This window comes from Azospirillum sp. B510, assembly GCF_000010725.1.
Classification (GTDB): Bacteria; Pseudomonadota; Alphaproteobacteria; order Azospirillales; family Azospirillaceae; genus Azospirillum; species Azospirillum lipoferum_B.
The window spans coordinates 195,903-216,822 of sequence record NC_013859.1; the positions used below are offsets into that span (position 1 = coordinate 195,903).

Below are 20,920 nucleotides of genomic sequence, written 5' to 3' on the forward strand. Positions count from 1 at the left end.
CCATGGCCCGCATCCGATCGGTCACCGGACAGCGCCGGACCCCTCTGGATCGGGGATGGACGCTGACCGTCTCGCCGCCCGGCGGACAAGCCGATGGCGGAGGAGGCATTCCCGCCCCGGTGCCCGGCACCGCCGCGCTGGCGCTCCAGGCGGCCGGATCGTGGTCGGCCGACGATCCGGCCCCGCTTCATGACAAGGATGTCGTCTACCGCACCCGCCTGAGCGGCCATGGTCCCGGCATCCTGCGGTTCCACGGCCTCGCCACCATCGCGGAGGTGTGGCTGGACGGCGACCGCATCCTGACCGCCGACAGCATGTATCTCGCTCATGAGGTGCCGGTGACGCTGAAGGGCGAGGCCGAGCTGTCGATCCGCTTCCACGCCCTGCATCCGGTGCTGGCGGCGAAGAAGGGCCGCGCCCGCTGGCGGCCCCGACTGGCCGAGCCGGCGGGTCTGCGCTTCGTCCGCACCACCCTGCTGGGCCATATGCCGGGCTGGTGTCCGCCGATCCACGCCGTCGGTCCCTATCGCCTGGTGGAACTGGTGGAGGAGACCGGTCCCTTGCATGTGCGCGCCGCCGACCTGCGCAGCGGCTATGACGGGCGGGACGGCCGCCTCTCGCTGCGCCTGACGGTGGAGGGCGCCGCGGCCGGTGCCGGCGGGGTGGTGGAGGTCGCGGGGCGGACGGCGCCGCTTCTCTTCGACGGTGCCGGCGGCTTCCATGCCGACCTGACCCTGCCGGACGTCGAGCCCTGGTGGCCGCACACCCATGGCGAGCCGGCCCTGCATGGCGTGACCGCCCGGATTGGATCGGTCGAAATCGATCTCGGCCGTGTCGGCTTCCGCTCGCTGGCCGTCGACCATGGGCCGGATGGCAACGGCTTCGCCTTGCTGGTGAATGGTGTCCGCGTGTTCTGCCGTGGCGGCTGCTGGGTGCCGGTCGATCTGGTCGGGCTGTCGTCGGATCGCGCGGTCTATGAGCCGGAATTGCGGCGGATGCGCGACGCCGGCGCCAACATGGTCCGGGTCGGCGGCACCATGCTGTATGAGGGTGACGCCTTCTTCGAGCTGTGCGACGAGCTCGGCATCCTGGTCTGGCAGGACGCCATGTTCGCCAATTTCGACTATCCGGCCGACGCCGTTTTCCTCGACAGCGCGCGGGCGGAGATCGCGCAGCTTCTCGACCGGACCCAGGCATCACCCTCCCTGGCGGTGCTCTGCGGCGGCAGCGAGATGGAGCAGCAGGCGGCCATGCTCGGCCTGCCCCGCGCCGCCTGGACCCAACCGGCGCTGACCGCAGTGATCGCCGAGGAATCGGCGGCCCGGCGGCCCGACCTGATCCTGGTGGCGAACTCCCCGAGCGGCGGGGCGCTGCCCTTCGTCGCCAATGCCGGGGTGACCCATTATTACGGCGTCGGCGCCTATCTTAGGCCGCTGGAGGATGCCCGGCGGGCGGATGTGCGTTTCGCCAGCGAATGCCTCGCCTTCGCCAACCTGCCGGAGGATGAGCCGCTCGGCGTTCCGGCGCTGCATCATCCGCGCTGGAAGGCGCGGGTGCCGCGCGATCCCGGCGCCTCCTGGGATTTCGAGGATGTGCGGGAGCATTATCTGGAGGCGCTCCATGGCGTCGATCCGCGCCGCCTGCGCTATGAGGATCCCGACCGCTACCGCCGCCTGTCGCGGGCGGTGACCGGAGAGGTGATGCAGGCGGTGTTCGACGAGTGGCGGCGGGCCGGTTCGGGCTGCGCCGGCGGCCTGGTCTGGCAATGGCGCGACCCCTGGCCCGGTGCCGGCTGGGGCGTGGTCGGCGCCGACGGTACGCCGAAGCCGGCCTGGCACGCCCTGAAGCGCGCCTTCCGCCCGCTGCGGGTGATCCTGACCGACGAGGGCGTCAACGGGCTGGCCGTCCATCTGGTCAACGACACCGCCCGGCCGGTCGAGGCGCTGCTGCGGGTGACGGCATGGCGTGAGGGGGCGGTGCCGGTCCTGACGGCGGAGCGGCCGGTGACGCTGCCGGTGCGGGGGGCGGTGATGCTGGCGGGGGCGGAACTGGGCGACCGCTTCTTCGACCTGACCTACGCCTACCGGTTCGGGCCGCTTCCGCATGATGTGGTGACGGCGTCGCTGCTGCTGGTCGAAGGGGGCGGGGAACCAATGGACGAGTCCCATTATTTCCCAAGGGGACGCGCGCTTGCGCGGGCGGAGCTGGGGCTGGGGGCGATGGTGGAAGAGCAGGGGGACGGCTGGGTTCTGCGGCTCTCCACGCGGCGCTTCGCCTGTTCGGTGCATGTGGAGGACGAGCGGTTCCAGGCGGACGACGGCTGGTTCCATCTGCCTCCCGGTGTCGAGCGGGTCGTCCGTTTGCGGCCGAGGACCGGCTTGGGAAGCGGGAACGACGCACGGATGCCGCCGGATGGTGAGGTCCACGCGGTGAACGCGCTGGCGCCCATCCGCTACAGGGGGAATGCATGAAGCCGATGCCGGTGGTGTTCGAGGGGTGTTTCGGATGGCTGCACCCGGCGCCGGGCCTGCGCGGGGTGGTCCTGTGCGGCCCCTATGGCCATGAGGAGCTGTGCGTCCACCGCGCCTGGAAAGGCTTCGCCGAACGGCTGGCGGCGGCCGGCTTGCCGACGCTGCGCTTCGACTATCCCGGTTCCGGCGATTCGGCCGGGGATGATGGCGAGCCGGACCGGCTGCGCGCCTGGCTCGACGGTATCAAGGCGGCGGTTCGCCGCCTGCGCGAGGACACCGGCGTCACCGAGCTGGTCCTGGTCGGCCAACGACAGGGGGCTCTGCTCGCCACGGCGGCGGCGCGGGAGCTGGCGGCGGAGGGGCTGGGCGTCGATATGCTGGTCCTGCTGTCGCCGATCACCTCGGGGCGCAAGGCCCTGCGCGAACTCCAGGCGCTGTCGAGCATGGTGCAGCGCCCGGTCTGCAACCCGGAACCGCCGGAGCGCGCCTCCTGGCTGAATGTGGTCGGCATACCGGTGACGCCGGAAACGGCGCTGTCGCTCGGCGGTCTCGACCCCTGCGACGGGCCGGCCCCGCCGGCCCCGCGCATTCTGATCGTCGACCGGCCCGCGGCCAAGGCGCCGGTGACGCTGGCGGCCCGCTGGCGCGCCATGGGGGCGGAGGCGGAGGCGATGGGGGTCAGCGGCGTTCTCGAATTGACCCAGCAGCCCCAGGGCGCCCAGGCCGCGTCGGTGCTGGACCCGGTCCTGAACTGGATCGCCGCCGGCGAGGTCGCCGGCGGGGCGATGCCGCCGCCGGAGCGGCCGGCCGGCCTGATGATGCCGACCGCCGTCGAACGGCCGGTCTTCTTCGGCGGCGCGCCGGAGTTGTTCGGCATCCACTGCATGCCAGTGCTGGCTGACCCCGCCGGCAAGCGGCCAGCCATCCTGTTCCTGAACAGCGGCGCCACCCACCATGTCGGCTCCGGCCGCGCCACCGTGGTGCAGGCGCGGCGGCTGGCGGCGCGCGGCTATTGCTCGCTGCGGATCGATGCGGCCGGCATCGGCGACAGTCCCGAGCGGCCGGGCCTGCCCGACAACCTGCTATACAACCGGGAGGTGGTCAGAGATGTCCGCGCCGCGCTGAACTGGCTGGAGAGTCAGGGGCACCAGCGCGTGGTCGTCATCGGCCTGTGTGCCGGCGGCACGCCCGCCTTGTATGCCGGCCTGGGTGACGGGCGGGTGGTCGGGCAGATCGTGCTCAATCCCGGCCGGTTCGAGCTGGGCGGCGGCATCACCGTGTCGGAGCTGATGCGGACGGTCGCCTTCCGCTCCACCCGCGATTACCTGCGGGAGGCGCTGAAGCCGTCCCGGCTGCGCGCCAGCCTGCGCAAGCCCGCCCGGATGACCGGGCTGGCCAAGCGTCTTACCGGCCGCCTCGTCCGCAAGCTGCTGATCCGCACCGGCCTGACCCGCCATGCGCTGCGCCTGTTCCGCCGGCTGTCGGCCGAGGGCCGCCGGGTGCTGGTGATCTACAGCAGCGACGACATTACGCTGGCCGAATTCTACCTGCATCTGGGCGAGGGCGGCCGCGTCCTGGAGGGGCTGCCCGGCATCGAGGTGGCCTATCTCGACCGTTCCGACCACAGCCTGACGGTGTGGGAGGCGCGCGACCGGCTGGACCGCATGATCGACCGCCATCTGGCCGGTGTGGACAGCGTCGCGCAGACGGACCCCGCCGGTTCGGAACTGACCGGCTGGCCTCTTGGACTTTCCTCCGGCGAGCGGGTGGGGTAAGGCGTGAGGCCTGTTCCGGCGGGTGTTCCCTCCGCAGGCCGGATAATCGCCGGAAAAATTGGGCGAAGTGCCGACCGGCGCCCGAGATGAGGTCGATTCGCTCCGGCACCGGCAGGCGCATCGAAGCGCGGCCCGGCCTTGTGAGGCGATGATTGTTATTTCTCTCTGCATAACGAAACCTCTGATATCCGCAGCTGGTTAAAAATTTCCCGCCTGTGATGTCTCCTGAAGGTTGGTGCGACCTTGGGCAGCAAGGCGGCTGCGCGCATCTTGTCAAATGAGATTTTCGCTCATTAATATGTGCATCATGGTTGTGCCGGAAAAAGCGTGGAGGCTCAGTCAATGAAGAAGCTGGAATACAAAACAATCTCAGACTATACGAAAATTATCATTATGGCTGTTGGCGCTCTTGTGTCGCTTGCCCAGAATTACGGTGATTTGACGAAGATGCTATTCAGCGGCGTCGTCACAACATGTGCGGCGTGTCTTACGATCATGCTGATGCTTGATAAGCTTTACGATGCGATAATGGCTAGAACTGACAAAATTCACGAAGAAATTGCGAATAAATTATTGTCTACACAGGCCATGATTAGCGATCTCAACGAGAGGATAAAGGTAAATTTTGAATATCATGGGCTGATTGACTCACCAAAAGACGCGTTTACCGGGATAGAAATGGCGGAAATATGGAAAGTTCTGTCATTCAGGGTTCGCAAGGACTTCGTTGGAGTGAATTATCTTTCCTATGAATCGTGGAAATATAACAAGGGAGACGAGTTGACCAGATTTCTTGGTTCCAGAAAGCATCTGGATGACATCAGCATCCGCCGCATATTTGTCGTCGATTCAAAAGATGAGTTATCGCAATGGCTTGAAGTGGCGAAGATACATCAGAATTTCGCGATACCCGTAAGATTCATTCTGAAAGCGGAATATGATAAAGTCCGGGACGAGCATGCGAAGGACAATCCCTCTCTAAGCAAAACAAATGGATTCAACGTGATCGATAAGGATATGCCCGGAATATCCATCGACTGGACGTATAAGAACGACAGGACAACGGACGGGGCCAAGCTCAGGCGCGGAGGTGAGTCAGCCAATGTTTATCTGAGGTTGTTCGACCATCTGTGGGCGCGTTCCAGTCAATTCGAAGCCGGCTCCGTCACTCCCCATTTCGTGAGCGTGAATTAGCCGGGAAAATTCATGAGGGTTGGCGGGTGTAGCGGCATCCGTTGAGCGGCCGTAGGATTTGGGTGCTGACGCCAACTCCTGCCGTTTCCGGAGCGCCCACCCGCCATGGTTGATCATACCCTGCCGCTGCCCGGCCTGTCACCCGTTGCTGGAAAGCCGGTGATCGGGCGCTTTGATGGCGGCCGCCTGTCCTCCGATGGCGGGCTGCTGGTGCTGCGGGAGGTGGCGAAGCGGCTGCGGATTGCCGATCGGCTGGCCGCCTGTATTGAGGACCCGCGCGATCCAACGCGCACCGTGCATTCGCTGGCCGACATCATCGGCTTTCGCCTGCTGGCCATCGCGGCGGGCTACGAGGACGGCAACGACGCCGGCAGCCTACGCTCCGACCCGCTGTTCAAGATGGCCCTGGAACGCCTGCCGTCCGAGCGTGACCTTTGCTCGCAAGCCACCATCTCGCGCCTGGAGAACCTGCCGGATACCCGCGCACTGCTGCGCATGGGCCGAGCCATGGTCGATCTCTACTGCGCGTCCTTTCGCCAGGTGCCCAAGCGCATCGTGCTGGATGTAGACGACACCTTCGACACGGTGCATGGCGGTCAGCAGTTGCGCCTGTTCAACGCCCATTATGACGAGTACGGCTTCCAGCCCATCGTTGTCTTCGACGGCAACGGCCGCTTTGTCACCGCTGTGCTGCGCCCAGCCAAGCGGCCCAAGGGGACGGAGATCCGGACCTTCCTGCGTCGCCTGCTCCGCGCCATTCGGGCAAACTGGCCCAAGACCGAGATCCTGCTGCGCGCCGACGGCCATTACGCCTGCCCGGAGGTGCTGGACTGGTGCGAGGCGGAGGGGCTCGACTACGTGCTCGGTCTGCCGACCAGCAGCACACTGCGCCGTCACGTCACCACGCTGGAGGCCAGCACCGCGGCGCGCTTCCAGGCCATGCCCGGAGCCGACAAGGTGCGCCGCTTCAAGGAATTCTATGACGGGGCCAGCACCTGGAGCCGGGTCCGCCGCATCGTCGCGCGCGTCGAGGCAGGAGACCAGGGCACCGACAGCCGCTTCATCGTCACCAACCTACGCCACGGCACGGGTCGCTGGCTGTATGCCGGCCTGTATTGCGCGAGGGGACAGGCGGAAAATCATATAAAAGCCTGGAAATCCCACCTTGCCGCAGACCGGACCTCCTGCACCAAGGCGACGGCCAACCAGTTCCGCCTGTTCCTGCACGCCGGGGCGTACTGGCTGCTGTGGAGCCTGCGCTCGCTGATGCCGAAACGCTCCCGCTGGCGCACGGTGCAATTCGACACCTTGCGGCTGCGCTTGGTGAAGACCGCCGCGCGTATCGTGGAGATGAAGACGCAGATCAAGGTGCACCTGCCGACCAGCGCGCCTGATCAGGCGATCATCCACCTCGCCCTCGGCCGCATGCCCCGGCTCATCTGCTGAGCACCGGGGCAGCGTGCCCCAGCCGTCACCCAATCCCCTCCACCACCAACTCCGACACCGTCACGCCGCCGTCAGCGCGGCGGCCGACGACGCGCGCCCATACAGCCCAACGTTGATCATCTCAACGCGGCGACCAGACCGCTCGCCACCCTGGTGAATAAAGGCGGTTAGGCGGTTGAGCCCCGGTGGTTCGACGCGGCTCACCGCGAAAACGGGAGGCGCATTGACACGTCTCCAATCGTGGAGGAACGTCGGCGGGGTTGGCGTGGCCAGGGAGATCGCTTCGATGCAACGGATTGAGATTTAAGAGATTTCTGCCGAATCCCCGCTGTATCCGCTGCTCCCGGCCGCGGATTTCCACGATTGTTACCGATTTCCCGTCCCCAAGCCCGATCTGTCCGCGCCGGAGATCCTCGTCGGGGTGCTGGCGGCCAGCCCCGCCTGGATCGAGTGGATGATGTGGCTGCGGAACAAGGCCGTCCGGATCGTCGGGCTGAAGGATCTGGGGGCGCTCGGCGCCATCGATCCGGCGAAGCCGCCCGCATCCTACCGTCCCGGCGACAGGATCGGCATTTTCACGCTGGTCGAAAGCCATGACGCCGAGGTCGTCGTGTGTGACCGTGACAGGCATCTCGACGTCTGGCTATCGGTCCGCAAGCTGCCGCCTGATGGCGAGGGGGCGGGCGGCGGCGGGCGGCGGGCCACGGTCGCCACGCTGGTCAGGACCAAGAACCGGCTGGGCAGGCTGTACATGGTCCCGGTCAAGCCGATGCACCGGTTGATCGTCCCGGCCTCGCTTCGGAGCTATCTCGCCCGCAAGGCCGGGTGATCCCGCCGCTCCTTACCCCAGCAACTCCGCCAGCGACCGCGCCACCACCTGGGTCGCCTTGCGCAGGTCCTCCAGCACCAGCTTCTCGTCGGCGCGGTGGCCGTTGGCCTCCAGCAGGTCGCGCGGGCCGGCGCCATAGAGGATGGTGGGGATGCCGGCTTCCGAATAATGGCGGGCGTCGGTGTAGAGCGGGATGCCGTTCTGGCCGACCGGCACGCCCAACACCTCCCGGGCCTGACGGGCGAACAGGGCCGCCAGACGCGGGGCGTCGCCGACCGAGCGGAAGGGGCGGGCCAGCAGGATGCGGCGGATGGTGACGCGGATTCCCTCGCGCCCGGCCGCGGCGCCTTCGATCAGGGCGCGCAGTTCGGCCTCCACCTCCGCCGGATTCTCCTCCGGGATCATGCGGCGGTCGAGGCGGAAGGTGACGCGGTCGGGGACGACGTTGGTGTTGATGCCGCCCTGGATCAGCCCGACGGTCAGCGACGGGTGGGTGATGCCGGTGACGCCGGAACGGCGCGCCGCCAAGTCGGGCCGGTGGGCGTAGAGCGCGGCCAGGATGCCGGCCGCCGCCTCCAGCGCGTCATGACCGGTGTCGGGGCGGGCGGCATGGGCGGACTTGCCGTCGACCTGCACCTCCAGATGCAGGCAGCCATTGTGCCCGGTCACCACCGAATAGGCGAAGCTGGCCGACACCGCGTAATCCGGCTTGGAAATCCCCTGGTCGAGCAGCCATTTCGGCCCGATCTCGCCGCCGGCCTCCTCGTCATAGGTCAGGTGCAGCTCGACGGCGCCGGTCAGCGGCGCGTTCGCCGCCATCAGCGCCCGCAGGGCGAAGGCATAGGTCGCGAAGTCGGATTTCGACACCGCGACGCCGCGGCCATACATCACCCCGTCGCGGATCTCGGCGCCATAGGGATCGCTCGACCAGCCTTCGCCGGGCGGCACCACGTCGCCATGGGCGTTCAGCGCCACCGTCGGGCCGCTGGGGCCGAAGCGGTGGCGGATCACCAGATTGGTGGCGCTGATCATGCCGTTGGCCCGCACCAGTTCGGCCGGCACCGGATGGCGCTCCACGGTGAAGCCCATCGCCTCCAGCAATTCGGCGGCGCGGACGGCATGGGGGGCGCAGTCGCCGGCCGGGTTGTCGGAGGCGACCTTCACCAGCTCCGCCAGGAAACGGACCTCCTCGTCGAAGCGGGCGTTCACCGCCTCGTCCAGCGTTTTGGCGAGCGTGGCGGCGAGGGAGGGGGACAGGTCGGTCATGGCGGGCGGTCCGTCAGAGGGTTGCGGGTGTGAAGTTTTCGACGAAGCGGGCGAGCACGCGGACCCCGGCCTCGGCATCGGCGGCGGTGATGCGTTCGGCCGGGTTGTGCGAGATGCCGCGCTCGCAGCGCACGAACAGCATGGCGATGCCGGTCAGCGCCGCCACCGCCATGGCGTCGTGGCCGGCGCCGCTCGGCAGTTCCGGCGCGTCCAGCCCCTCGGCCGCCGCGGCGGCGGCGAATTGCGCCATCAGCGCCGGGTGGCAGGCGACGGCCGGGCTCTCATGCAGGGTCTCGAAGCCGATGGCGACGCCGCGGGCGTCGGCGATGGCCTCCAGCCGGGCGCGGACGGCGCCGACCCGCTCCAGCCGCAGGGGATCGCGGTCGGCGCGCAGGTCGATGGTGAAGCGGACCTTGCCGGGAATGACGTTGGTGGCGCCGGGCGACGCCTCGATCCGGCCGACCGTGCCGACCAGCCGCTCCTGGCCGGAGCAGAGCTGCTCCACCGCCAGGATCATCTCGGCCGACGCCGCCAGCGCGTCGCGGCGCAGGGTCATCGGCACGGTGCCGGCATGGCCGGCCATCCCGTCCACCGTCACCGCCAGACGGGTGGCGCCGGCGATGGCGGTGACGATGCCGACCGGTCGGCCCAGCGCCTCCAGCACCGGCCCCTGTTCGATGTGCAGCTCGGCATAGGCCAGCACCTCGTCTGGCTTGTGGGCGGCGGTCGCCCAGGCGGCGGGGTCGAGCCCGAAGGCGGTCATGGCGTCGGCCAGCCGGGTGCCGGCGGCGTCGCGGCTGTCCAGCACGGCGGGGTCGAAGGTACCGGCGATGGCGCGGCTGCCGATCAGGGTCGACTGGAAGCGGGTGCCCTCCTCGTCGCCGAAGCCGATCACCTCGACGGCGAAGGGTAGGCGCCGGCCGCGGGCGTTCAGGTCGGCGACCACGGCGATGCCGCTCAGCACTCCCAGCATGCCGTCATAGCGCCCGGCGTCGCGCACGGTGTCGAGGTGGGAGCCGATCAGCAGCGCCGGCAGGCCGGGGCGCTCCCCCTCATAGCGGCCAATGATGTTGCCGACCGCATCCTCGCGCACGCTCATTCCGGCCTCGCGCATCCAGCCGGCGACGAGGTCGTTGGCGCGGCGGTGTTCCGGCGTCAGGTAGAGGCGCGACAGCCGCCCCTCCTCGGCGCTGATCGCCGCCAGCGCGTCGATGCGATCGAGCAGGGCGGGGCCGGACAGCGGCGACGGCAGGGACGGGGAAACGGGCATCGGCGGATCCGGCAGCACGGAAAGGGTCGGAAGGATGGCATCGGTTATACGCCGAAGCCACCGCCCCGCCCTAGCCCCCGGCCGGCGAATTCAGTTTCAAAGAATCCCGGAAAGGGGGCGATCCATCCGCCGCCCGGCGATTCCGCAGTGCAAAAAGACGGGAAAAAGATCGCCAAGCCTGCCGAATAACGCTTCCCTAACTCTGGAAGACGGGCGCAGGATTGATAAATGATAATGAACAAAAATACGGAGAGATCGCGGGTATTTGCTGCGAGTGCGAAAGAAACAGCCGAGGGGGATGCGTTCATGACCTCGTTCGATCCCGACATGCCTTTCGAAAACGCGACGCCGATTGGCCGACCGGTCAACAGGGGGGGTAACAGGAGCGGTGGCGGCCTTTGGTTCAACGACCGGACCGAGCTGGTCCAGGCCCGAACGTTGGCGGGTTGGATCCTGCTGCTGGCGGAGGATCGCGCGCTGGATGACCGGCAGCTGGCCGTCGCCACCGGTCTCGATCCGGAGGATGTGCGGGCGGTGCGGGATGGCGCGGTGGCGATGCTGCCGCCCCGGCTGCTGAACCGCGCGCTCGCCCGGCTGGAGGGCCGGAACGACGACGGGCGGCTGCAATAGCTGCAAGCCGCCCGTTCGGACGCAACGAAACCGTGACGCCGTGTCAGGCGACGGACAGGACATCCACATACATGTTGGCCGGAGCCGACAGGTGGATGCGGTACAGCATGCCGGACTGGTCGACGATGATGTCGGCGACCGGGTTCTTGGACGACAGGTCGGTGACCGCGGCGCGGACGTTGCGCGGCAGTTGGTCCAGGGCGACGTCGCGGTAACCGCCCTTGTCGGAAAGCTTGATGGTCTTGTTGCCCATGATGGCAGATGCTCTGTTCCAGAAGGCTTGCGAGGGGATACTCTGTTAGCCGCGGGACAATGGTCCCAGCCGGTTAACCAACGGTTAAGCACCCTCTCAGGCATTCCGGTCGGCGGCGCAGGGCAGCAGCGCTCGGCGCGCAAGGCGCCCTCTGCCCGCTCCTAGCGCTTGCCGTCTCCTGGTTCTCCGTCGGTCAACAGGGGCCGTGCCCTCCCGTTCCGGGTCTTTGTTGCCGGAAGGGCGACCCGCCAAGGGGGGAAAGCGCGGGGGGAAAGGCGGTATTGAGGCCGCGATGCCGCAACCTTGGCCGTTTCAGACTGTTCGGTCTGAAAAACTCTCGGTCGAGGTGCGCGTGATGAAACATTCCGAACGCGGCATCGCCCTTTGGGCGATGATCATCCTGCTGGCGATTCTCGGTCTCGGATCGCTGGGCGGCGGGGTCTGGCTGATCCTGCTGGGCGGGTCCTGGTATTACGCCGTCGCCGGCCTGCTGTTCCTCGCGACCGCCGCGCTGCTGGCGAAGCGGTCGGCGGCGGCGCTGTCGGTCTATGCGCTGCTGGTGATCGGCACGCTGGTCTGGGCGCTGTGGGAGGTCGGGCTGGACTGGTGGCCGCTGTCGGCGCGCGGCGACGTGATCGCCGTGGTCGGCGCCCTGCTGCTGCCGCCGTGGATCACCCGGCGCCTGGGCGAGCGTGAGCCGGTTGCCGGCGAGCGGGCGCCGGGCGCCCATGCCGTCGGCGCCTTCCGGGGCACCGGCATGCCGCTGACCGCCTCTCTGGTCATCGTGCTGCTGGCCGCCGTCGCCTCCTGGTTCACCGACCCGCATCGGATCGACGGGACGGTGCCGCAAGGCCGGCAGAGCGCATCCGCCGCGGGAGCGGCGGGCGCCATCCCTGATGGGGAGTGGCAGGCCTATGGCCGCACCGGCCATGGCCAGCGCTATTCGCCGCTGAGCGGCATCACGCCGGAGAATGTGGACAGGCTCCAGGTCGCCTGGAGCTATCAGACCGGCGACCTGCGCGGCCGGCCCGGCGATCCCAAGGAAACCACCTTCGAGGCGACGCCGCTGAAAATCGGCAATCGGCTGTTCCTGTGTTCTCCCCACCAGCAGGTCATCGCGCTGGACGCCACCACCGGGAAGGAGGTCTGGCGCCGCGACCTTCAGGTCGACCCCAGGCAGCTGGCGTTGCAGCATCTGACCTGCCGCGGCCTGTCCTATCGCCCGGCACCGCAAGGGGCGTTGCGGGGAGCGCCGCCGCAAGCCGCCGCTCCCGCTGGCGTCGGGGCCTGCGCCGCCCGGCTGTTCATGCCGACCGCCGACGGCCGTCTGGTCGCGCTGAATCCGGAGGACGGGTCGATCTGCACCGGCTTCGGCGACAACGGGCAGGTCGATCTGTGGGCCAACATGCCGAATGTCAGGCCCGGTGCCTATTATTCGACCTCGCCGCCGGTGGTGACGGCCAACCTCGTCATCGTCGGCGGCACGGTGCTGGACAATGTGTCGACCAAGGAGCAGTCGGGCGTCATCCGCGCCTTCGACGTGAATGACGGTCATCTGGTCTGGAACTGGGATTCGGCCAAACCGGACCGGACCACGCCGATCGCCGGCGGCCAGACCTATACCGTCAACTCGCCCAACAGCTGGTCGATCGCCAGCGTCGACGAGGCGCTGGGCATGGTCTATTTGCCGATGGGCAACCAGCCGCCCGACCAGTTCGGCGCCGGCCGCAGCCCGGCGGTGGAGCGCTTCTCCTCCTCCGTCGTGGCGCTTGATCTGGCGACGGGACAGGTGCGCTGGGTGTTCCAGACCGTGCATCACGATCTGTGGGACTATGACGTGCCAGCGCAGCCCAGCCTGATCGATCTGACCATCAATGGCCAGACCGTTCCGGCGCTGGTCCAGCCGACCAAGCAGGGCGAGCTGTTCGTGCTCGACCGCCGCAGCGGTCAGCCGATCCTGCCGGTGACCGAGAAACCGGCGCCGCAGGGGGCGGCGGAGGGCGACCACAGCGCCCCGACCCAGCCGGTCTCGGCCTTGTCCTACGACCCGCCGCCGCTGACCGGGGCCGACATGTGGGGGGCGACGATGTTCGATCAGCTCGCCTGCCGCATCGCGCTGAAGCGTCTGCGCTACGAGGGACGCTTCACCCCGCCGTCGTTGCAGGGGTCCCTGATCTATCCCGGCAATTTCGGCGTGTTCAACTGGGGCGGTGTCGCCGTCGATCCCCAGCGCGGAATCGCCTTCACCACCCCGACATATCTCGCCTTCGTCTCGCAGCTGGTGCCACGCGAGAATGACAGGGATCTGTATGTCCAGGGCGGGGAACGGCCGCAATTCAGCCTGCCGGCGCTGAACGAGAATTTCGGCGCGCCCTATGCCGTGAAGCTCGGCCCCTTCGTTTCGGCGCTGGGACTGCCCTGCCAGGCGCCACCCTGGGGCTATGTCGCCGCCGCCGACCTGACGACCGGCAAGCTGGCGTGGAAGCACAAGAACGGCACCACCCGCGACGCCTCGCCGCTGCCGCTGCCCTTCCGCATGGGGGTGCCCAACCTGGGCGGCCCGATCATGACCGCCGGTGGCGTCGCCTTCCTGTCCGGCACCATCGATGACTATGTGCGGGCCTATGACGTGTCGACCGGCAAGCAGCTGTGGGAAAGCCGGTTGCCGGCCGGCGGCCAGGCGACGCCGATGACTTACCAGGGCGGGGATGGACGCCAATATGTGCTGGTGGTCGCCGGCGGGCATGGCTCGCTGGGGACCAAGGGCGGCGATTCGGTGATCGCCTACGCGCTGCCGAAGTGACGCCTGTCCAGGGGAGCGGCCGGTGTAGGATCGCCGCTCTCCACGATGCAACCGATCCCGAGAGGGTAGTGAATGACCATCATCGTCCATCATCTCAACAACAGCCGCTCGCAGCGGATTCTCTGGCTTCTGGAGGAGCTGGAGCTTCCCTACGAGATCCGCTTCCATCAGCGCGACAGGGTGACCAATCTCGCCCCGCCTGAGTTGAAGGCGGTGCATCCGCTGGGAAAATCGCCGCTGCTGGAGATCGACGGACGGATCATCATGGAATCCGCCGCCATCGTGCAGCATCTGTGTGAGAATTTCGGCGATGGCCGTTTTCTGCCGGCGGCCGGCTCCGATGACGCGCTGCGCCACCTGCAACTGATGCATTTCGCCGAAGGGTCGGTGATGACCCCGGTCCTGCTCGACCTCTATGTCGGCCGGCTCGGTGCGGCGGGCGCGCCGCTGCATCCGCGCATCCAGGAGCAGTTGGGCAGCCATTTCGATTACCTGGAGTCCGAACTGCGCCCGTCCGGCCATTTCGTCGGCGATGGGCTGACCGGCGCCGACATCATGCTGAGCTTCCCGATCGAATTGGCGATGCTGAAGGGCAATCGGGGCCGCTGGCCGAAGCTGGCCGCCTTCGCCGACGCCATGCATGCCCGCCCGGCCTGGCAGCGTGCCCTGGCCAAGGGGGGCGCTTACTTCCAGTGACGAGCAAAAGCAAAGCCCGCCCTGGTTCCCCGGGGCGGGCTTTCCTCCTGAAGACAATCCGTGCGGCGCGTCAGCGCGTCGGCACCGGCGGGGTCTGCGAATAGTCGTAGAAGCCGCGGCCGTATTTCTTGCCGATCCAGCCGGCCTCGACATATTTCACCAGCAGCGGGCAGGGGCGGTATTTGCTGTCGGCCAAGCCTTCATACAGGACCTGCATCACCGCCAGACAGGTGTCCAGCCCGATGAAGTCGGCCAGCTCCAGCGGGCCCATCGGGTGGTTGGCGCCCAGCTTCATCGCGGTGTCGATGGCCTCGACGCCGCCGACGCCCTCATAGAGCGTGTAGACGGCCTCGTTGATCATCGGCAGCAGGATGCGGTTGACGATGAAGGCCGGGAAATCCTCGGCCACCGCGGCGGTCTTGCCGATGGCGAGGGTCAGTTCCTTGATGGCGTTGAAGGTCGGCTCGTCGGTGGCGATGCCGCGGATCAGCTCGACCAGCTGCATCACCGGCACCGGGTTCATGAAGTGCATGCCCATGAACTTGGCCGGACGGTCGGTCGCCGCCGCCAGACGGGTGATCGAGATCGACGAGGTATTCGTCGCGATCAGCGCGTCGGGCTTCAGATGCGGGACCAGCTTCTTCAGCAGGTCGCGCTTCAGCGCCTCGTTCTCGGTCGCGGCCTCGATCACCAGATCGGCGTCGCCGAACACCGACAGGTCGGTGCCGGTGCCGATGCGGGCGAGGGCGGCGGCCTTGGCCTCCTCCTCCAGCTTGCCCTTCTGGATCTGGCGGTCGTAATTGCGGCCGATGGAGGCGAGCGCCTTCTCCAGGACCGCGTCGCTGATGTCGGACAGGACGACATCATGGCCAGCCTGGGCGCAGACCTGGGCGATGCCGCTGCCCATCTGGCCGGCGCCGATGATGCCAATCTTCTTGATCGTGGTCATGGGGAGCTGTCCCGCGCAGGATAGGGGTAACAGGGGGCCGCCAGGGCGGGGACCGGTTCCGGCCGGCTCCCGCCACGGCATCCGGATCAGCGCGCCTTTTCGAGTTCGGCCGTCAGGTCCGGCACCGCCTTGAACAGGTCGGCGACGAGACCGTAATCGGCGACCTGGAAGATCGGCGCCTCCTCATCCTTGTTGATGGCGACGATGACCTTGCTGTCCTTCATGCCGGCGAGATGCTGGATCGCACCGGAGATGCCGACGGCGATGTAGAGATCCGGCGCCACGATCTTGCCGGTCTGGCCGACCTGATAATCGTTCGGCACGAAGCCGGCATCGACGGCGGCGCGGCTGGCGCCGACGGCGGCGCCCAGCTTGTCGGCCAGCGCCTCCAGCAGCAGGAAATTCTCGCCCGACTGCATGCCGCGGCCACCCGACACCACGACGCGGGCGGCGGTCAGCTCCGGCCGCTCCGACTTGGTCAGCTCGGCCGAGACGAAGCTCGACAGGCCGGCGGCACCGGTGCCCGCGACCGGTTCGACGGCGGCCGAACCGCCTTCGGATGCTGCGGTCTCGAAGGCGGTGGCGCGGACGGTGACGACCTTCACCGGGTCGGCCGACTGCACGGTGGCGATGGCGTTGCCGGCATAGATCGGCCGCTCGAAGCTATCGGCGGAGACCACGGCGGTGATGTCGGAGATGGCGGCGACGTCGAGCAGCGCCGCGACGCGCGGCAGCAGATTCTTGCCGGCCGAGGTGGCGCCGGCCAGCACATGGCCGTAGCCGCCCTTGGTGATGGTCACCACCAGCGGGGCGACGTCCTCCGGCAGCTGATGCTCGTAGGCGGCATCGTCGGCCAGCAACACCTTGGCGACGCCGGCGACCTTGGCGGCGGAGGAAGCGGCACCTTGCGCGCCCTTGCCGGCGACCAGAATATGGATGTCGCCCCCATTTCCGCTGGCAATCCTGGACGCCGCGGTGACGGCGTTCAGGGTGGCGGGCTTCAGCGAGGCGCCGTCATGTTCGGCGATGACGAGAATGTTGGCCATGATCAGTTCATCCCCCCTCAGATCACCCGCGCTTCGGTCTTCAGCTTGGTCACCAGGGTGGCGACGTCCGGCACCTTGACGCCGGCCTGGCGCTTGGCCGGCTCGGCCACCTTCAGCGTCTTCAAGCGCGGCGTCACATCGACGCCCAGCGCGTCGGGGGTCACGGTCTCCAGCGGCTTCTTCTTCGCCTTCATGATGTTGGGCAGCGAAGCATAGCGCGGCTCGTTCAGGCGCAGGTCGGCGGTCACCACAGCCGGCAGCTTCAACTCCACCGTCTCCAGCCCGCCGTCGATCTCGCGGGTGACGGCGACCGTGCCGTCTCCGGCGGCGATCTTGGAGGCGAAGGTGCCCTGGCCCCAGCCGAGCAGGGCGGCCAGCATCTGGCCGGTCTGGTTGCAGTCGTCGTCGATCGCCTGCTTGCCGAGGATGACGAGGCCGGGGCCCTCCTTCTCGACCAGCGCCTTCAGCACCTTGGCGACGGCCAGCGGTTCGGTGGCGACGTCGGTCTGCACCAGGATGGCGCGGTCGGCCCCCATCGCGAGCGCGGTGCGCAGGGTCTCCTGGGCCTGGGTCGGGCCGACGGACACGACGACGATCTCGGTCGCCTTGCCGGCCTCCTTCAGGCGCACAGCCTCCTCGACGGCGATCTCGTCGAAGGGGTTCATGCTCATCTTCACGTTGGCGGTCTCGACGCCGCTGCCATCCGCCTTGACGCGGATCTTCACATTGTAGTCGACCACTCGCTTAACGGGGACGAGGACTTTCATAACTCACCCTGGCTGCTGAGCGTGCGCCTTATTACGGCGAACACCGCGAAAATTGCTGTGGTTGCGAACGGACCATAGGATCTGGCAATACCACTGTCAATGACGCGCCCCACGCGCGCGGCGCACCATGTGGCGGCCAAAGGCCGGCGGTTGGCGCTCAGCGGTTGGCGCCGGGCACCCACAACACATCGTCCGCCCCGTTGCGGTTGACCACCCGGCTCAGCACGAACAGATGGTCGGACAGCCGATTGACGTATTTCAGCGCCGCCGCCGTCACCGGTTCGTGCCGGGCGAGGTCGGTCATCAGCCGTTCCGCCCGGCGCACCACCGTGCGCGCCAGATGCAGATGCGCCGCGGCGGGGGAGCCGCCGGGCAGGATGAAGGAGGTCAGCGGGGCGAGACCGGCGTTCATCGCGTCGATCTCCGCCTCCAGCCGGTCGACCTGGGCCTGGACGATGCGCAGCGGCGGATATTTGGGCGCCTCCTCCTCCGGCGTGCAGAGGTCGGCGCCGAGATCGAACAGGTCGTTCTGGATGCGGCCCAGCATCGCGTCGGCGTCCGGCCGGTCGGCGGTGTGCAGGCGCGCCATGCCGATGACGGCGTTCGCCTCGTCCACCGTGCCATAGGCGGCGACGCGGCGGTCATGCTTGGGCACCCGGCTGCCGTCGCCGAGCGAGGTTTCGCCGGCGTCGCCGCCGCGCGTGTATATCTTGGTCAGCTTTACCATGGGGAAGCCGTCAGCCTTGGGTCAGGATGGCGAGGATGAACAGCAGCAAGGCCACACCCTGAAGCATGACGCGCAGCCGCATCGCCTTGTTGGAGCGGCGGGGATCGCCCTGGCCGCCCCGGGCCATGAAGAAGAGGCCGACGAACAGCGAGCCGACGACCGCCAGCATCGCCATGACCATCAGGATGGGGAAAAGAGTCTGCATCGCGACACTATATCCCAGCGGTCCCGCCGCGCCTACGGCGACGCGGCCCGTCGTGGTCGGCGGCGATGGCCCGGCGGAAATGCCGTTCCGGGTAATCCCTCGGTTGCCAAAGCCGTTGGACTGCATAGAGTGCGCGGCGGCGGGCCTCCGTCGTCGCGGTTGGCGACGGGGCCGGTGGAAGAGTGGAGATGCGGGCGATGCTGCGGCGGACTTTCCTGAAGACGGCCTTGAAGGCGACCGCGGTCACCGCGGCCGGAACCGGCGCCCTGGCTGCGCTGAGCCGCGAGACCGTCCAGGCGGCCCCCGGAACGGTGGTTCCGTCGACGCCCTTCCCCGGTGATTTCCTGTGGGGCGTCTCCACCTCCAGCTATCAGATCGAAGGCGCCGTCGCCGAGGACGGGCGCGGCCCCAGCGTCTGGGATACTTACAGCCACTCCTTTGGCCGAATCGCCAATGGCGACACCGGCGACGTGGCCTGCGACCATTACCATCGCCATGCCGAGGATGTGGCGTTGATGGCGCGGGCCGGGATGAAGGCCTACCGCTTCTCCATCGCCTGGCCGCGCATCATGCCGCAGGGCGTCGGAGCGGTGAATGCCAAGGGGCTGGACTTCTATGACCGGCTGACCGATTCGCTGCTGGCGCAGGGGATCCAGCCCTGGCCCTGCCTGTTCCATTGGGATTTGCCGCAGGCGTTGCAGGACAGGGGCGGCTGGACCAACCGCGACATCGCCGGCTGGTTCACCGACTACGCGCTGGCGGTCACCGCCCGGCTGGGCGACCGCGCCAGGAACTGGGTGATGCTGAACGAGCCGTCGGTGGTCGCCATCTTCGGCCACGGCACCGGCGGCCATGCGCCGGGGATGACCGGCCGGGAAAACTGCCTGAAGGCGATCCACCACCAGAATCTCGCCCAGGGCAGCGCGCTGGCCGCCCTGCGCAAGGCGGGTGGCAAGGATTGGCGGCTCGGCACCGTGCTGTCGCTCCAGCCGTCCTGGCCGGTCGGCGGACTCGATTCCAACTATCCGGCGTCGCTGATGTGGGATGCGGTGTGGAACCGCTCCTGCCTCGATCCGCTGTTCAAGGGCCGCTATCCGGAACTGCTGGAGGCCGACTTCACCCGCATCGCCAAGCCCGACGATCTGGGGGTGATCAAGCAGCCGGTCGATTTCCTCGGCGTCAATTACTACAGCCGCATGCACCAGCAGCCTGATCCGCAGGGTCTGTTCGGCACCGGATACGGCTCCGCCCCCGAGGGCACGCGCAAGACCGGCATGGAATGGCCGGTGGAGCCGGACGGGCTGAGTGAAATCCTGGCCGAATTGCAGGAGACGTATGGCAATCCTCCCGTCTATGTGACGGAGAACGGCGCCGACTATCCCGACACCCCCGGTTCCGGTGGACGCGTCGAGGATCACGACCGCATCGCCTATCTGCGCGACCATCTGCTGGCCGCAGCCAAGTCGCTCGACGAGGGCTGCAACCTGAAGGGTTACATGGTCTGGACCCTGCTGGACAATTTCGAATGGTCGGAGGGCTACCGTCGCCATTTCGGCCTGGTCCAGGTCGACCGCAAGACGCTGGTCCGCACGCCCAAGGCCAGCTACGACTGGTATGCCTCGGTCATCCGCAACAACGCCGTTCCCCTGGCCTGAGCAACGGCGGTAGAGTGCGGCCATGCCGTCCCCCCGCCCGCCCCAGCCGACCCGTTTCGCCATCCAGAAAGCGCGTGGCAAGGGGTGGAAGACGCTGGAGGTGGGCGAGGAGCTGGGCCACGCCAAGGCGCGTTTCGACCAGATGGTCGGCATCAACCCGCGGGCCTATTTCCGGCTGATCCAGCTCGATTACAACGCCGACTCCGGCTATGAGGGCATGGAGTTCAACTGGACGCTGGTCGAGCTCTACGACCCGACCCGGGGAAGACCGCCCGCAGCCGTGTCGCGCGGGAACCGCGGAGGGAAGCCGGCGTCCCGGGCGGGAATGGCCGCGAACCCGGCCAGGAAGGACGGGCGGCGGGGCAGGGGTGAGGAACCCGTGATTCTGCCGTTCGGCGTCTATCTGGCGGTGATCCTGATCGGCACGCTGGCCGGCGCGCTCGCCTATCTGTATCTGGCTGGCGGCCGCTGAGCCGGCCGGTCCGGTGAAACGCCGTGGAGGGGCCGGTCATTGGCGTTGTCGCCGCCGGCATCGCCGGTCGCATCGCCGGTCGCATCGATGGCGGCGTGGCGATTCGCGCATCGCCGTGCCGCCTCCTATGATTGTACAGTCTGGCGCCCTCCCCCTTCGGAAACGTGAAGGGTGGAGGCTCATATTTATCATGCCGATGCTTGCGATGCCGTTATATCTTTGTTAGCGTTTTCGCAGTAATGATTTCAGACATGGATTGCGGGCCGCGAATAAATTTTAACAAATTTTATGTAATGGTGCGTAAAGTTACCGTCCTGACATTAATGACGTGCTGTAAATCTCCCTGGGCAACGAACCAATAGTTCTGATCACCCCCTTTCTAATAGGAGGCGGGAATGGCCTTGTCTGGCCTTAACATTTCTGAATTGGCGAGGCTTGCCGACATGGTGAGGGGTGATGCCCCCGC

Annotated in this window: 19 protein-coding genes; 10 read left to right on the top strand and 9 right to left on the bottom strand. The window is 67.6% G+C overall.

Translation table 11 applies throughout. From position 1 onward, the window contains the following. The first annotated feature begins 2 nt into the window (after window positions 1-2). The 5 genes from AZL_RS36720 to AZL_RS30875 all read left to right on the top strand — a co-directional run bounded on the left by AZL_RS36720 (window position 3) and on the right by AZL_RS30875 (window position 7,715). Entirely contained in the window at window positions 3-2,471 is a 2,469-nt protein-coding gene (locus AZL_RS36720) for a glycoside hydrolase family 2 protein (RefSeq protein ID WP_012978290.1), read from the top strand. Further along, on the top strand, window positions 2,468-4,246 hold the full coding sequence (locus AZL_RS30860) for an alpha/beta fold hydrolase (protein ID WP_012978291.1): 1,779 nt from the start codon (window positions 2,468-2,470) through the stop codon (window positions 4,244-4,246). Before AZL_RS36720 ends, AZL_RS30860 begins: the two co-directional genes overlap by 4 nt. Window positions 4,247-4,588: 342 nt before the next feature. Beyond that, window positions 4,589-5,440: a hypothetical protein gene (locus tag AZL_RS30865; protein WP_042446583.1), complete on the top strand. Its 852-nt coding sequence runs from the start codon at window positions 4,589-4,591 to the stop codon at window positions 5,438-5,440. Between the two features lie 105 nt (window positions 5,441-5,545). Further along, complete coding sequence (locus tag AZL_RS30870; protein WP_012973088.1) at window positions 5,546-6,886, top strand: IS1380-like element ISAzs3 family transposase; 1,341 nt, start codon at window positions 5,546-5,548, stop codon at window positions 6,884-6,886. A gap of 337 nt (window positions 6,887-7,223) precedes the next feature. Next, complete coding sequence (locus AZL_RS30875; RefSeq protein ID WP_086935513.1) at window positions 7,224-7,715, top strand: DUF2867 domain-containing protein; 492 nt, start codon at window positions 7,224-7,226, stop codon at window positions 7,713-7,715. Window positions 7,716-7,727: 12 nt separating this feature from the next. On the opposite strand, the gene AZL_RS30880 is transcribed toward AZL_RS30875, so the two are convergent. From AZL_RS30880 to AZL_RS36055, 3 genes are read right to left on the bottom strand one after another with little or no spacing between them, the layout of a single operon-like run. Further along, the gene (locus AZL_RS30880) at window positions 7,728-8,981 is read right to left on the bottom strand and encodes a M20/M25/M40 family metallo-hydrolase (protein ID WP_012978293.1); all 1,254 of its coding nucleotides are present in this window, start codon (window positions 8,979-8,981) and stop codon (window positions 7,728-7,730) included. A 13-nt stretch (window positions 8,982-8,994) separates the two neighbouring features. Continuing rightward, window positions 8,995-10,251 (bottom strand): allantoate amidohydrolase, encoded by a 1,257-nt coding sequence (locus AZL_RS30885; RefSeq protein ID WP_042446589.1) that lies wholly within the window; start codon window positions 10,249-10,251, stop codon window positions 8,995-8,997. Window positions 10,252-10,295: 44 nt separating this feature from the next. Next, window positions 10,296-10,559 (bottom strand): hypothetical protein, encoded by a 264-nt coding sequence (locus AZL_RS36055; protein WP_148219776.1) that lies wholly within the window; start codon window positions 10,557-10,559, stop codon window positions 10,296-10,298. On the opposite strand from AZL_RS36055, the gene AZL_RS30890 reads away from it, so the two are divergent. Beyond that, window positions 10,558-10,881, top strand: coding sequence for a hypothetical protein (locus AZL_RS30890; protein ID WP_148219777.1), 324 nt, complete (start codon window positions 10,558-10,560; stop codon window positions 10,879-10,881). The genes AZL_RS36055 and AZL_RS30890 overlap by 2 nt on opposite strands. A 43-nt stretch (window positions 10,882-10,924) precedes the next feature. Here the strand turns inward: AZL_RS30890 and AZL_RS30895 are convergent, their stop codons facing one another. Next, window positions 10,925-11,134, bottom strand: a complete 210-nt coding sequence (locus tag AZL_RS30895) for a hypothetical protein (protein WP_042446591.1) — start codon at window positions 11,132-11,134, stop codon at window positions 10,925-10,927. Between the two features lie 355 nt (window positions 11,135-11,489). On the opposite strand from AZL_RS30895, the gene AZL_RS30900 reads away from it, so the two are divergent. Both AZL_RS30900 and AZL_RS30905 read left to right on the top strand, forming a co-directional pair. Beyond that, window positions 11,490-13,937, top strand: coding sequence for a glucose/quinate/shikimate family membrane-bound PQQ-dependent dehydrogenase (locus tag AZL_RS30900; RefSeq protein ID WP_012978296.1), 2,448 nt, complete (start codon window positions 11,490-11,492; stop codon window positions 13,935-13,937). Between the two features lie 72 nt (window positions 13,938-14,009). Further along, window positions 14,010-14,633, top strand: a complete 624-nt coding sequence (locus tag AZL_RS30905) for a glutathione S-transferase family protein (RefSeq protein WP_012978297.1) — start codon at window positions 14,010-14,012, stop codon at window positions 14,631-14,633. A gap of 70 nt (window positions 14,634-14,703) precedes the next feature. On the opposite strand, the gene AZL_RS30910 is transcribed toward AZL_RS30905, so the two are convergent. The 5 genes from AZL_RS30910 to AZL_RS30930 form a co-directional block, all read right to left on the bottom strand. After that, complete coding sequence (locus AZL_RS30910; RefSeq protein WP_012978298.1) at window positions 14,704-15,582, bottom strand: 3-hydroxybutyryl-CoA dehydrogenase; 879 nt, start codon at window positions 15,580-15,582, stop codon at window positions 14,704-14,706. A gap of 86 nt (window positions 15,583-15,668) precedes the next feature. Then, window positions 15,669-16,628: an electron transfer flavoprotein subunit alpha/FixB family protein gene (locus AZL_RS30915; RefSeq protein ID WP_012978299.1), complete on the bottom strand. Its 960-nt coding sequence runs from the start codon at window positions 16,626-16,628 to the stop codon at window positions 15,669-15,671. A gap of 17 nt (window positions 16,629-16,645) precedes the next feature. After that, window positions 16,646-17,395, bottom strand: coding sequence for an electron transfer flavoprotein subunit beta/FixA family protein (locus AZL_RS30920; protein WP_012978300.1), 750 nt, complete (start codon window positions 17,393-17,395; stop codon window positions 16,646-16,648). A 157-nt stretch (window positions 17,396-17,552) separates the two neighbouring features. Next, window positions 17,553-18,122, bottom strand: a complete 570-nt coding sequence (locus AZL_RS30925) for a cob(I)yrinic acid a,c-diamide adenosyltransferase (RefSeq protein ID WP_012978301.1) — start codon at window positions 18,120-18,122, stop codon at window positions 17,553-17,555. A gap of 10 nt (window positions 18,123-18,132) precedes the next feature. Continuing rightward, complete coding sequence (locus tag AZL_RS30930; protein ID WP_012978302.1) at window positions 18,133-18,327, bottom strand: twin transmembrane helix small protein; 195 nt, start codon at window positions 18,325-18,327, stop codon at window positions 18,133-18,135. Window positions 18,328-18,524: 197 nt separating this feature from the next. On the opposite strand from AZL_RS30930, the gene AZL_RS30935 reads away from it, so the two are divergent. Both AZL_RS30935 and AZL_RS30940 read left to right on the top strand, forming a co-directional pair. Next, window positions 18,525-19,982 (top strand): GH1 family beta-glucosidase, encoded by a 1,458-nt coding sequence (locus tag AZL_RS30935; RefSeq protein WP_042446812.1) that lies wholly within the window; start codon window positions 18,525-18,527, stop codon window positions 19,980-19,982. A gap of 22 nt (window positions 19,983-20,004) precedes the next feature. After that, window positions 20,005-20,454 carry a hypothetical protein gene (locus tag AZL_RS30940; RefSeq protein WP_012978304.1) on the top strand — a complete coding sequence of 150 codons (450 nt, stop codon included), beginning with the start codon at window positions 20,005-20,007 and terminating at the stop codon, window positions 20,452-20,454. Window positions 20,455-20,920 lie beyond the last annotated feature (466 nt).